Origin of the sequence: Pseudomonas mendocina (assembly GCF_900636545.1) — a bacterium.
GTDB classification, from domain to species: domain Bacteria; phylum Pseudomonadota; class Gammaproteobacteria; order Pseudomonadales; family Pseudomonadaceae; genus Aquipseudomonas; species Aquipseudomonas mendocina.
Window position 1 is genome coordinate 4,545,362 of the sequence record NZ_LR134290.1, and the last position, 12,295, is coordinate 4,557,656.

Below are 12,295 nucleotides of genomic sequence, written 5' to 3' on the forward strand. Positions count from 1 at the left end.
GCATGGCATTGGCAATCCGTACCCACGAACAATCCCTGAGCCCGGAACAGGAAGGCCTGCGCGAAGAAGCGCTGCGCGGCTTCGCGGCCAGCCCGAAGACGATGTCGCCGAAGTTCTTTTACGATCATCGCGGCTCGCAGCTGTTCGAGCTGATCTGTCAGCAACCGGAGTACTACCCGACGCGCACCGAGGAAACCATCCTGCGCCTGGCGGCCAACGACATCGCCGAACTGGCCGGGCGCAACGCCAGCCTGGTGGAGCTGGGCAGCGGCGCCAGCCGCAAGATTCGCCTGTTGCTCGAAGCCCTACGCCCGGCGCGCTACCTGGGCATCGATATCTCCCGCGAGTTTCTGGATATCTGCACCCGCCGTCTGGCCGCCGACTATCGCTGGCTCGATGTGCATGCCCTGTGCGCCGACTTCAGCCAGCCGCTGAAACTGCCCGCCGAGGCTCTGGGGCAACGGCCGCTGGCGTTCTTCCCTGGCTCCAGCATTGGCAACTTCGATCCGGATGAAGCGCGGGCCTTTTTGCGCAACCTGCATCGGGCGCTGCCGGCAGGCAGTGGCCTGCTGATCGGGGTGGATCTGGTCAAGGACCGCCAGGTGCTGGAGCGCGCCTACAACGACCAGGCCGGGGTCACTGCACTGTTCAACCTCAACCTGCTCGAGCGTATTCGCAACGAGCTGCACAGCGATATCGACCCGCGCCGTTTTCAGCACCGGGCCTTCTACAACGAAGCCGAGTCTCGCATCGAGATGCATCTGGTCAGCCGGCAGGCGCAGCGGGTGCGCATCGAGGATCGCGTGTTCGACTTCGCCGCTGGCGAAACCCTGCACACGGAGAACTCCTACAAGTACACGCCAAGCGGCTTTGGTGAGTTGGCAGGCGAATGCGGCTTCGCCTCGGTCGCCATGTGGCGCGACCCGGCGCAGCTGTTCAGCGTGCATTTTTTGCGGCGGGAGTGAGGGGGTTCGGGGCGGCGAAAGAATTGGCAAGATTGTGGTACCACCTTCTCCCTCTCCCCCAACCCCTCTCCCATAAATGGGAGAGGGGAGCCGATCACCAGGCCTTAACGTCCGCAGCATTTCGCATCACGGATGTACTCCTGCGAATCAACTGAAGCAAGTCGTTCGGCTTAGCCCTCAACGCTTGGCGATGATGTACACGGCGTGGACGATGCCGGGGATATAGCCGAGCAGGGTGAGCAGGATGTTCAGCCAGAACGCGCCACCGAAACCCACCTGGAGAAAGACGCCCAGCGGCGGCAGCAAGATGGCGACGAGGATGCGGATAAGGTCCATGCGGTACTCCTTTACGTTCCATAAGGGGTACTGAAACAGACTCCTGGCAACGCCTTGCAGTTCATTCAGGGTGACGTGGCCAGCGGCAATACTGAGAACCAGCCACTGGCACCGGCAGGGATATGACTTTAGTCTGGCGCCAAGATGGAAGCGCCCATATGCCTGAACGATCACAACAAGAACGCATCATAGTGGCCGACGATCATCCGGTTTTCCGCGATGGTCTGTGCCGCATCGCCCAGCGCGTCTTTCCCCAGGCGTGCATCCTCGAAGCCGGAGATATGGAGGACGTGCTGCGCCTGGCGCAAGCCGGCACGGCGCCGAGCCTGTTCATGCTCGACCTGCTCTTCCCCGGCCAATCACCGCAAGCCATCAGCGCGCTGCGTCAGGCGTTTGCACGCAGCTCGATCGTGGTCGTGTCGATGGTCGACAACCGCGAGCTGATCGATGAAGTGATGGCCGCAGGCGCCGACGGCTTCATCGGCAAGGCGACGCCACCCGATGAAATCGCCGCTGCGCTAATGGCCGTGCGCGACGGTGAGTTCGTGCTGACCCTGGGCCCCGCCGGTGTGCCGGCCTTCGCCGAAAGCCGCCACCTGCTGGAACAACTGACGCCGCGGCAGCAGGAAGTTCTGCGACTGGTGGTGCGCGGCCTGTCGAACAAGGAAATTGCCCGCGAGCTGGCGATTTCCCCATTCACCGTGCGCATCCATGTTTCCTCGCTGCTGCGCACGCTGGACGTTAGTACCCGCGCCGCAGCTGCCGCCAAGGGTGCCAAGGCCGGGCTGGTGTGAGCATCACGCAGCCTTGAGCTTGAGTTTCAGCGCCACCAACAGCGAGCGCAGCTCGGCAGGCTGTACCGGTTTCGACAGGATCGGGATATCGCTGTCGCCCACCTGCTCCTGTACGCGGCGCACGTCGTGGCCGGTCATGATGATCGCCGGCACCTTGCGCCCGCTGCTGCGCCGCAGATGGCGGATGCAGTTGGCGCCCGAAGCCTCGGTGCCGAGGTCGAAGTCGGTGACCACCAGATCGAAATGCGTCGACGCATCGGGCAGCGTGTCGAAGGTGGCGACCTCGCAGCCCCACTTCTGTAGCAAGGTGGCGGTGGCCAGCAGCACGTTGTGGTCATCCTCGATCAGGCACACGCGCAAGCCATCGAGCATGCGCGGCGCCTGAAGGTCACTGCGCCTGGCCGTCGGCATCGCGCTCGGCGCCTCGACCCGCTGCAGGCCGTCGATCACCGCCCGCGTGCCGCGCGCCTCAACCGAGTGAATGCTGACGCGCATGTCCATCAGCGCGCCCAGGCGCCTGACGATGGCCAGGCCCAGGCCCATTCCCTCGACGTCGCTGTCTCGCTCCTGACGCACGCGGTAGAACTCTTCGAAGACGCTGTCGAGATGGTCGGCGGCGATGCCACGCCCCTTGTCGTAGACCTCGATAGTGACGCCTGCGCCGCTGCGCCGACAGGCGATCAGCAGCGGTTTGCCGGGGGCATATTTCAGCGCATTGGAAAGCAGGTTCTGCAGCATGGTGGTGAGCAGCACCGCGTCGGCCCGCACATGAACCGGCGGGCAACGCAGGCGTACTTCGACCCCGGCCCAGCGCGCGGCCTCGGCATTCTGCTGGATGAGTTGCTCGAGCAGAGGACGCAACGCCAGCGGCTCCAGTTGCGGCACCACCTTGCCGCTGTCGAGCGAGTACATGTCGAGAATGCTGCGGAACAGGCGCGCGACGCTGTGCAGGGATTTGTCGATGTTCTCCACCAGGCGCCGCTGCTCGCTGCCCAGGCTGCTGTCGCGCAGGCAGGCGGTGAACAGGCTGATGGAATGAATGGGCTGGCGCAGGTCATGGCTGGCCTGGGCGAGAAACTGCGACTTGGCGCGGATCGCCGCCTGCTCGGCCTCGGCCGCCTGCCGCGAGCGTTTGAGCAGGGCATGCATGTAGGCCGGCGCCATGATGGTGGTGAGCAGCAGCGTGAGGATCAGGTAGGGCTGCGACTGCCAGTAAGGCGACGTGCTGGCGGTCACCGTCAGCGACAGCAACGCCATGACCGTGGCCAGCAGCAAATACCCCGAACCGTAGCGCAGGCCGTAGCCGATGGTGACCCAGATCAGGATCGCGTAGACCGGCAGCATGGCGGCGCCGCCATTCGCCAGCGCCACGGTGATACCGGTGTAGTCGGTGAGCATGGTGAACAGGCGCCGCCCGCGATAGTGCCCCGGACGACGCAGGATATCGGTCCAGATCAGCGTGGCCACGACGCAGAACAGGCCTTTGAGCAGGAAGACCTTCCACACCAGCGCGGGGTCGATCAAGGAAAAATGGTAGAGCGCTGCGGTGTAGCAGCCGGCGACGGCCACGAAGATCATGCGCACGCCGGCCTGGGCGCGCTCGGTATCGTAGGCGGCGGAAACCTTCCTGGTCATGACGACTCCCTGCTGACAGCTCATGTTGCCTGCCAGCACCTTAGGGCCAGGTAACAGTCAGCGCAAGGAACTGATTGGCAGGCGATTCGACATCAGTACACCCGTACTATTTCAGGCCAGGCGCCCTCGTTTCTAGAATCCGGGCATCGCCTCGGCACTGGGTCGGGGCCCGGCCACTGAAGGGAATGTCTGATGAACATCAAGGAAAGAAGCCTGGCAATCGTCCTCAGCACTGTTGCACTGACCTCGCTGAGCGGATGCCTGCCGCAGAACACGCAAACCCAGGGGCTGCAGAATACCCAGCTGGCCAACGACCCCTGTGCCCCGACTGCGACCAGCAACCTGATCGCCACCGGCCGCAGTTTGCTGGATATGGCCAATACCGTGCTGGAGACCCAGCACAGCCTCAACGGCAACTCCGCCACTTATGCACAGCGCATGCAGGTCGCGGAAAACGCGCAGAAGGTCAATCAGGGCCACAACGTACTGAGCAACGTCGAAGCCCTGGCCGGTGCCGGCCAGCAACCTTGCGTACCCGCCGCAGCGCCGGCCAGCGCATCGCGCTGAGAACCCCTCAGAAGCGTACGTCGAACTTGTCCAGCAGCAGTTCGGCTGGCAGGTCGGCGCTGACCAGTTGATTGCGCCCACGCTGCTTGCCGCTGTACAGGCGGCGGTCAGCTGTGCGGTACAGCTCGGCGGCGCTACGACCATCTCTCGGCCAGGCGGCCAGGCCGAAGGTGGCGGACAATGCGATCTGGGCGCCGTCGTATTCCAGCGGTTGATCGGCGATCTGCTTGCGCAGCTTTTCCACCAGCGGGTCAGCGCCAGCACTGTCGGTGTGGCGTAGCAACAGGCCGAACTCCTCCCCGCCCAGACGACCGAGAAAATCGGTCACGCGCAGGCGCTGCTGCAGGATCTGGCAGATGTGCTGCAGCGCCATGTCGCCGGCCTCGTGCCCCCACTGATCGTTGACCTGCTTGAAGTGATCGACGTCGAGTAGCACTAGCACCAGATGCCCACTGCTGCGCTCGGCCTCCTGGATGCTGCGCTGCAATGCATGCTGGAAGCTGCCGCGGCTGGCGACGCCCGTCAGCGAGTCGGTCTGCGCCAGGCGCTCCAGCTCCTCGTAGGCCTGCATGCGCAAACCGTCGTAGATATGCACGAAGACCAGGATCAATACGCCACACAGGGCAGCGTTGCCGACGTCGATCAGGCCATGAGTGTCCAGATTCAGGTGGTTATCGGCGAAGTACAGCAGCAGGCCGGCGAGCATGAACGGCGCAGTGAGCAGGAAGGCGCGGCGCTTGCCCAGCAGCAGGTAGGCCAGCAGCGGAATCATGTACAGCCAGACGAACGCCGCCGAGGACGCATCCGGCATGACGATGATGTAGAGGATGAAGCAGAAGGTCGGGATCAGGTACAGGTAGATCCACAGGTACAGGTGGCGGGCACGCTCGATACGCCAGGCACCGAACAGCAGCAGGGCCGTAAATAGCAGTTCAATGATGGCGAAGGGATAGTTGCCGGCCAGCGCCTGCAGGATGGAAAAGCCGCCCAGGGTCAGGCCGGTGGCGAGCAGGATGGTGCGCATCAGCGTGCGCTTGCCAGACTCGCGCAGCCCTTCGCAGTGCCCTGCGCCTACATCCTTGTGATCGTTATAGTTGCCGTCGCCCATGTTATTGCCCAGCACCGCCTGCGGCGGTGCGCAGCCCCCCGCTGCGCACCTTCAGGCAACTATAGACGGCCTTGTCTGTTTTACACCGCGTAACCCATTACACGCGGCAGCCACAGGGCGATTTCGGGGAAGATCGCCACCAGCAGCAGGGCGCTGGACATCACCACTACGAACAGCGCGGCCCAGCCGACGGTCTGTTCCAGACGTATCTTGGCGACTTCCGCCGTGACCATCAGGTTGATCGCCACCGGTGGGGTGAACTGGCCGATGGCGATGTTCATCGCCAGCAGGATGCCGAACCACACCGGGTTCCAGCCGAAATGCTGCATGACGGGAATCAGGATAGGCATCAGGATCAGGTAGATCGAGATGGCATCGAGCAGCATGCCGGCCAGCAACACGGCGAGCATCACCAGCGCCAGCAGCACCCAGCCGTTGTCCGACAGCGAGATCAGCCATTCGGCCAGATGGCGGAAGGTGCCGAGCATGGTGCCAGCCCAGGCGAAGATGCCGGCCAGGGCGATGATCAGCATGACCACGCCGGAGATCACCCCCGCCTCGCCGCACAGGCGCCAGAGGTTGCGCCAGTCCAGCTCACGGGTGAGGAACAGGCCGACCAGCACGCCATAGGCCACGCCGACCACGGCGGCTTCGGTGGGCGTGAACAGGCCGCTGCGCAGGCCGCCGAGGATCAGTACCGGTGCGAACAACGCCGGCAGCGCCTGCCTGAAGCTCTCGCCCAGCGGCGGACGCTCGCCCTCCTCCGGGGATTCCCAACCATAGTGGCGCGACAGCAACCAGGCCGGCAGCAGCAGCACCAGGCCGGCGAGAATGCCGGGGAACAGGCCGGCGGCGAACAATGCACGCAGATCGACGCCCGGCACCACGATGGAATAGAGAATCAGCGCGATGGACGGCGGAATCAGGATGGCGGTGGAGGCCGAGGCGGCAATCAGCGTGGCCGAGAAGGGCTTGGGGTAGCCGGCCTTGGTCATGCTCGGCAGCATCACCATGGCCACGGCAGCGGCATCGGCCGGGCCTGAGCCACTCATGCCGCCCATGATCAGGCAAACCAGCACCGCGACCAGGGCCAGGCCGCCATGGCGCGGACCGATCAGCGCCTGGGCGAAGCGCACCAATCTGAGTGCTACGCCGGCTTTCTCGAACACCAGGCCAGTGAGGATGAACAGCGGGATGGCGATCAGCGGGTACTTGGCCACGCCGTTGTAGGTGTTGGTGCCGAGGGTGGCGAGCATGTCCGGCGACAGGCCGGCGATGATGCCGATGGCCCCGGATAGGCCCAGGGCGAAGGCCACCGGCACGCCGAGCGCCAGCAGTACGGCGAAACTGAGGATCAGCCAAAGATCAGGGCTCATCGCTGATTCTCCCGCGCAGGCGATCAAGGGTCATCTGGGTCAGCCGCACGAACACCAGCAGCGCCAGGATCGGCAGCCAGATCACGTACCACCAGTTGGGCAGACCGAGGCCGGGTGATTCGGAATCCCATTGGAATTCCTCCCAGGCGAACTGTCCGCCGTACCAGCAGACCAGCCCCAGTACCAGCACGCTGGCCAGCCACTGCAACAGGATCAGTGGCGTGCGCAGGCGCGGGAACAGGCGCTCGAGCAGGCCGATACGAATGTGTCGGTTGCTGCGCATGGCCACCGAAGCACCGGCGAAGGTGAGGATGACCAGCAGGAACACCGAGATTTCCTCGGTGAAGGCAAAGGATGCATCGGTGAAATAACGCACCACGACGTTGGCCAGGCTGATCAGGCTGATGATCACCAGGGCCAGGGTGGCGAGCACGCGCTCCAGCGGCGCGTCGACTTGCTTGCTCATAAGAACCTCGAATGACCGGAGTAATGCGCTCATGCTGTGGCGCCCCCTGCCCTCTCCCCCGGCCCCCACTCTGTGCCCCAGCCCTTCGCAGAGCTCAGGTCGCGACAGCGGGCGAAGCAGTGCTTCGCTGCTTCCGCTGTCGCCCCGCAAGCGGGAGAGAGGCTGGGAGAGAGGGCTAAGTGAGCTTCCGGTCAGATAAAACGAATCAGGGCTGGGCCACGGCCTTGCGCGCGGCTTCCATCAGCGCGTCGCCGATGCGCGGTGCCCATTTCTCCTGCACGCTGGCAGTGGCCTCGACGAACGCGGCGCGCTCGGCGTCGGTCAGTTCGATCACTTCCACGCCGCGCTCACGTACGTCGGCCAGGCGTTGGGCCTGAGCACCACGCGACAGCTCGATCTCCCACTTGCCGGCGTCGATGGCGGCCTGGCTGAGCAGTTCGCGATCTTCCTCGGGCAGGGATTTCCATACGCGCTGGTTGACGGCGAACACCAGCGGATCGGCCATGTAGTCCCACAGGGTCAGGTACTTCTGGCCGACCTGGTCGACACGCGCCACGTCGAAGACCGACAGCGGGTTTTCCTGGCCGTCCACCGCGCCGGTGGTCAGTGCCGGCTTGGCGTCGGCCCAGCTCATTTGCGTGGGGTTGGCGCCGAGGGCGGTGAAGGTGTCCTGGAACAGCGGCGAACCGACCACGCGGATCTTCAGGCCCGCCAGATCGGCAGGGCTGCGCACCGGCTTGGCCGAGTTGGAGATCTGCCGGAAGCCGTTCTCGCCCCAGGCCAGCGGCACGATGCCGCGCTGCTCGATGGCGGCGAAGGCCAGCTTGCCGGCTTCACCCTGGGTGATGGCGTCAAGGTCGGCGTCGTTCTTCATCAGAAACGGCAGGGAGAACAGGTTGAGTTCCGGCACCTGCGGCGACCAGTTGATGGTCGAGCCCACGGCCATGTCGATCAGGCCCGAGCGCATGGCGGAGAATTCCTTGGTCTGGTCGCCGGCGACCAGCTGCGCGTTGGGATAGACGCGCAGGGTGATGCGCCCTTCGGAGCGTTCGTTGACCAGATCGGCCCACTTCTGCGCGGCCTGGCCCCAGGGGAAGGCGTCGGACAGTACGGTGGAGACGGAGTATTCACGCGCCTGCGCGGTGGCGCACAGGGCGGTCAGCGCAGCGCCGGCGGCGAGCGCGGAGAAGAGTCGCTTGAGTTTCATCGGGGCGTCCTTGTGTGGATCTTGGCGTTATCGTTGTGGCACCGGCAAAGCGGTGCGGATCCAGCGGCGAGCGGATGGCTCGCCTGGCGCGCCTGGTCAGCACGCGAAAGGGACACGGCAGGTGTCAGGGCTGCCGGGCAGGCCTTGTGAGCGATCGGCAGGTGCCGGCGGGTTACGCGCAGCCGCTCAACTATTCCAGAAGCGCGCGTCGAATGCCATTGTCCGATGACTGTTGACATTGCCCGCGCGGATCGGCGCCAACCATAATCAGCAGCTTCTGACTTCGGACATTCGCCCATGGCCATCTCCCGCGACGACCTCGACCAGCACGGCCTGATCATCGGCGTGTCGCCCGAGCGCTTTCGCGCGGTGGCCATGCCGCTGCTGTTCGATCACCTCGACGCGCAGTGCGAGGGCACCATCGCGGTCAACCGCCAGGCGCGCATCGTCTGGATCAACGACAAGTATGCGCAGAAGGTCGGCATCGCCGATGCACGCACGGCGCTCGGCAAGGAAATCGAGGAAGTGCTGCCGGCCAGCCGCCTGCGCGAGGTGGTGGAAAGCGGCCAGCCGAGCATGCTCGACCTGATGGCCTTCGGCAACGAGCACTTCGTGGTCACTCGCATTCCGCTGCGCGACGAGGACGGCACCCTGGTCGGCGCGCTGGGTTTCGTGCTGTTCGACCGCGCCCGTCACCTCAAGCCGCTGATGGCCAAGTACGCCAACCTGCAGACGCAGTTGCTCGCCACTCAGCACGAGCTGGCCAAGGCGCGCCGTGCGCGCTACACCATCGCCGGGTTCATCGGCGCCAGCGCGGCGGCCAGCGAGGTAAAGCGCAAGGCCCGTCGCGCCGCGCAACTCGATGCCACGGTGCTGATCCGTGGCGAAACCGGCACCGGCAAGGAGCTGCTGGCGCAGGGCATCCACAACCTGTCGCCACGCGCCAACGGGCCGTTCGTCGCGGTCAATGTCGCGGCGATTCCGGAAACCCTGGTCGAGGCCGAGCTGTTCGGCACCGCGCCGGGCGCCTTTACCGGCGCCGAACGCAAGGGGCGCATCGGCAAATTCGAGGTGGCCAACGGCGGCACATTGTTTCTCGACGAGATCGGCGACCTGCCACTGCCGTTACAGGCCAAGTTGCTGCGCGTGTTGCAGGAGCAGGAGGTGGAGCCGCTCGGCTCCAATCAGGTCAAGCCGCTCAACGTGCGGGTAATCGCGGCGACCCATATCGATCTGGAAACCAAGGTGGCCGCCGGGCAGTTCCGCGACGACCTCTACTACCGCCTCAACGTGCTGGCCCTCCGCGTGCCGCCACTGCGCGAACGTGCCAGCGACATTCCCGCACTGATCGAACACCTGCTCGATGACCTGGCCAACCGCTCCGGTCTGGCGCCCATGGAGCTGACGGACGATGCCCTCGCCCTGCTCTGCGCGCAGCCGTGGAAGGGCAACGTGCGCGAACTGCGCAACCTGCTGGAGCGGGCGCAGTTGGCGGTCGATGGGCGGCTGGATGGCGAGGCCTTGCGCGGTTTGCTGGTCGATCCGGTGGCGCCGAGCGAGGCGGTGCCCGTTTTGCCAGTGGTGACGAGCACAGCGCAGACGCTGGCCGAGCATCTGGCGCAGGCCGAGCGTCAGGCGCTGCAAGCCGCACTGGCGGCGTGCGACGGCAATCGGCAATTGGCCGCCGAGCGCCTGGGTATTTCCCGCGCCGGGTTCTACGCCAAGCTGGCGCAGCATGGGCTGGGGCGAAAGGGCTGAGCGCCTCATTCTGCAGGAGCCGGCTTGCCGGCGATGCGCCACGCGCAACACTTCCCCACAACAGTCGCGGCTAAAGCCCCTCCCACAAAAAGCGTGGCAAGCCGGAAATCGCTTCGCGGCTGAAGCCGCTCCTACAATTACCGTTGCAGGCCGCAGTTGCGTAGCCCGGATGAAATCCGGGGATCAGGCGCCACAAAAGTCCCGGATTGCATCCGGGCTACGGTTCTGGTCGCTGGTCGCTGGTCGCTGGTCGTGGGAGCGGCTTCAGCCGCGATTGTCACCGAACCGGAAATCGCTTCGCGGCTAAAGCCGCTCCTACAGATATAACGGCGCTGGCCGCAATCGCGTAGCCCGGATGAAATTCGGGGAGCAGCTCCCCACAAAAGCTCCGGATTGCATCCGGGCTACGCGTCCATATTTCTGGAATTCCCCACAAATAGAATCTACAAATCTGGACTTAATCCAGAAAACTGGACGCCCACCTATATCCATCCTGACAGCACCGCATCAGGCATGAACGCCTGAGACCCTCTGGCTATCTGCATTCCAGCCTTATCGACCAAAGTCTCACCCCACCCTGGCACGACTCTGGCTCTATATCCGGCAAAGGCGCGCTGCCGCATCTGCGCCTTCCAGATAAAACGGCCTCGAGCCGCTAGAACAACAACAAAAGGAACCACCCATGGGTACCCTCGGTATTCTGATTTCCCTCGCATTGTTGATGTACCTCGCCTATCGCGGCATCAACGTCCTGATCCTCGCCCCGCTGCTGGCCCTGCTGGCATTGCTGTTCGCCGGCGACATCGCCCTGCTGCTGCCCACCTACACCCAGGTGTTCATGAAGGCCATGGGCGGCTACGTGATCCAGTTCTTCCCGCTGTTCCTGCTCGGCGCGCTGTTCGGCAAGTTAATGGATGACTCCGGGTCGGCGCGCGCCATCGCCCACGGCATCGTTGCCAAGGTCGGCAGCCAGCGCGCCATCCTGGCCATCGTGCTGGCCTGCGGCATCCTCACCTACGGCGGTGTGTCACTGTTCGTGGTGGCCTTCGCCGTGTACCCGATTGGCGCCGCGCTGTTCCGCGAGGCGGGCATTCCCAAGCGCCTGCTGCCTGGCGCAATCGCCCTCGGCGCCTTCACCTTCACCATGACCGCGCTGCCCGGCACCCCGGCGATCCAGAACGCCATCCCCAACCCCTTCTTCGGCACCGACGCCTTTGCCGCGCCAGGTCTGGGCGTGATTGCCGGGCTGATCATGTTCGGCCTCGGCACCTGGTGGCTCACCGCGCAGTCGCGCAAGCTGATGGCCGCAGGCGAAGGCTACGGCGAGCACCGCGATGACCCGGTCGTCGAAGAGCGCCGCGACATTCCCGGCTTCTGGCTGGCACTGCTGCCGATTTTCGTGGTGATCGCGCTCAACTTCCTGATGGCCAAGCAGATTCTGCCGGCGGTGGACACCAGCTACCTGGCCAAGCCGGAATTCGGCGGCCTGCAGGATGCCAAGTCGCTGATCGGTATCTGGTCGATCATCGTTGCCCTGGGCGCCGCCATCGTGCTGCTGATCGCCATGCACTGGAAGCGCTGGATGGATCTGAAGAAGAGCGTCAACGACGGCGCCTTCGGCTCCATGCTGCCGATCCTCAACACCGCCGCCGAGGTGGGTTACGGCACGGTGATCGCTTCCCTGGCCGGCTTCGTCATCATCCGCGACCTGGTGCTGGGCGTGTCCAGCAACCCGCTGATTTCCGAAGCGGTGGCGGTGAATATTCTCGCCGGCATCACCGGTTCCGCCTCCGGCGGCATGTCCATCGCGCTGAAGACCCTCGGCGCTCAGTACCTGGAAATGGCCAACGCCGCCGGCATCAGCCCCGAGCTGCTGCACCGCGTCGCCGCCATGGCCTCGGGCTGCATGGACACCCTGCCGCACAACGGCGCAGTGATCTCGCTGCTGGCGATCTGCAAGCTCACCCACCGTGAGTCGTACAAGTTCATCTTCGTCAACACCGTGGCCTTCCCGATGGTGGCGCTCGCTGTCGTCATCACCCTGGGCACGCTGTTCGGCAGCTTCTGACGGGCCTGACATGGC

The 12,295-nt window shown here is 64.8% G+C and carries 11 protein-coding genes; 5 read left to right on the forward strand and 6 right to left on the reverse strand.

From position 1 onward, the window contains the following. Positions 1–2: 2 nt before the first annotated feature. Positions 3–965, forward strand: coding sequence for an L-histidine N(alpha)-methyltransferase (gene egtD, locus EL191_RS21340; RefSeq protein ID WP_041980164.1), 963 nt, complete (start codon positions 3–5; stop codon positions 963–965). 177 nt (positions 966–1,142) lie between these two features. Here egtD and EL191_RS21345 read toward each other — a convergent pair whose 3' ends face one another. Continuing rightward, a complete protein-coding gene (locus tag EL191_RS21345) occupies positions 1,143–1,301 on the reverse strand; it encodes a YqaE/Pmp3 family membrane protein (RefSeq protein WP_013717416.1) in 159 nt (52 codons plus the stop codon). A gap of 158 nt (positions 1,302–1,459) precedes the next feature. Between EL191_RS21345 and EL191_RS21350 the strand changes: the two genes are divergently transcribed. Next, on the forward strand, positions 1,460–2,095 hold the full coding sequence (locus EL191_RS21350; protein WP_013717417.1) for a LuxR C-terminal-related transcriptional regulator: 636 nt from the start codon (positions 1,460–1,462) through the stop codon (positions 2,093–2,095). Positions 2,096–2,098: 3 nt separating this feature from the next. Here the strand turns inward: EL191_RS21350 and EL191_RS21355 are convergent, their stop codons facing one another. Next, positions 2,099–3,730, reverse strand: coding sequence for a hybrid sensor histidine kinase/response regulator (locus EL191_RS21355; RefSeq protein WP_041980165.1), 1,632 nt, complete (start codon positions 3,728–3,730; stop codon positions 2,099–2,101). Positions 3,731–3,922: 192 nt separating this feature from the next. On the opposite strand from EL191_RS21355, the gene EL191_RS21360 reads away from it, so the two are divergent. After that, positions 3,923–4,297 carry a hypothetical protein gene (locus tag EL191_RS21360; protein ID WP_041980166.1) on the forward strand — a complete coding sequence of 125 codons (375 nt, stop codon included), beginning with the start codon at positions 3,923–3,925 and terminating at the stop codon, positions 4,295–4,297. A gap of 7 nt (positions 4,298–4,304) precedes the next feature. On the opposite strand, the gene EL191_RS21365 is transcribed toward EL191_RS21360, so the two are convergent. The 4 genes from EL191_RS21365 to EL191_RS21380 form a co-directional block, all read right to left on the reverse strand. Then, positions 4,305–5,405, reverse strand: coding sequence for a GGDEF domain-containing protein (locus tag EL191_RS21365; protein ID WP_041980167.1), 1,101 nt, complete (start codon positions 5,403–5,405; stop codon positions 4,305–4,307). Positions 5,406–5,485: 80 nt separating this feature from the next. Beyond that, a complete protein-coding gene (locus EL191_RS21370) occupies positions 5,486–6,781 on the reverse strand; it encodes a TRAP transporter large permease (RefSeq protein ID WP_041980168.1) in 1,296 nt (431 codons plus the stop codon). Further along, positions 6,771–7,247 (reverse strand): TRAP transporter small permease, encoded by a 477-nt coding sequence (locus tag EL191_RS21375; RefSeq protein ID WP_013717422.1) that lies wholly within the window; start codon positions 7,245–7,247, stop codon positions 6,771–6,773. Before EL191_RS21375 ends, EL191_RS21370 begins: the two co-directional genes overlap by 11 nt. A 205-nt stretch (positions 7,248–7,452) precedes the next feature. Further along, complete coding sequence (locus tag EL191_RS21380; RefSeq protein WP_013717423.1) at positions 7,453–8,454, reverse strand: DctP family TRAP transporter solute-binding subunit; 1,002 nt, start codon at positions 8,452–8,454, stop codon at positions 7,453–7,455. A gap of 297 nt (positions 8,455–8,751) precedes the next feature. Between EL191_RS21380 and EL191_RS21385 the strand changes: the two genes are divergently transcribed. Then, on the forward strand, positions 8,752–10,212 hold the full coding sequence (locus tag EL191_RS21385; protein WP_041980169.1) for a sigma-54 interaction domain-containing protein: 1,461 nt from the start codon (positions 8,752–8,754) through the stop codon (positions 10,210–10,212). A gap of 682 nt (positions 10,213–10,894) precedes the next feature. Next, complete coding sequence (locus EL191_RS21390) at positions 10,895–12,280, forward strand: GntP family permease (protein ID WP_017363034.1); 1,386 nt, start codon at positions 10,895–10,897, stop codon at positions 12,278–12,280. Positions 12,281–12,295: the final 15 nt, after the last annotated feature.

Coding starts and splice junctions, on each gene's coding strand:
- EL191_RS21380 (WP_013717423.1), bottom strand. CDS start 8,454: ATGAAACTCAAGCGACTCTTCTCCGCGCTCGCCGCCGGCGCTGCGCTG.
- EL191_RS21350 (WP_013717417.1), top strand. CDS start 1,460: ATGCCTGAACGATCACAACAAGAACGCATCATAGTGGCCGACGATCAT.
- egtD (WP_041980164.1), top strand. CDS start 3: ATGGCATTGGCAATCCGTACCCACGAACAATCCCTGAGCCCGGAACAG.
- EL191_RS21365 (WP_041980167.1), bottom strand. CDS start 5,405: ATGGGCGACGGCAACTATAACGATCACAAGGATGTAGGCGCAGGGCAC.
- EL191_RS21355 (WP_041980165.1), bottom strand. CDS start 3,730: ATGACCAGGAAGGTTTCCGCCGCCTACGATACCGAGCGCGCCCAGGCC.
- EL191_RS21345 (WP_013717416.1), bottom strand. CDS start 1,301: ATGGACCTTATCCGCATCCTCGTCGCCATCTTGCTGCCGCCGCTGGGC.
- EL191_RS21385 (WP_041980169.1), top strand. CDS start 8,752: ATGGCCATCTCCCGCGACGACCTCGACCAGCACGGCCTGATCATCGGC.
- EL191_RS21375 (WP_013717422.1), bottom strand. CDS start 7,247: ATGAGCAAGCAAGTCGACGCGCCGCTGGAGCGCGTGCTCGCCACCCTG.
- EL191_RS21360 (WP_041980166.1), top strand. CDS start 3,923: ATGAACATCAAGGAAAGAAGCCTGGCAATCGTCCTCAGCACTGTTGCA.
- EL191_RS21390 (WP_017363034.1), top strand. CDS start 10,895: ATGGGTACCCTCGGTATTCTGATTTCCCTCGCATTGTTGATGTACCTC.
- EL191_RS21370 (WP_041980168.1), bottom strand. CDS start 6,781: ATGAGCCCTGATCTTTGGCTGATCCTCAGTTTCGCCGTACTGCTGGCG.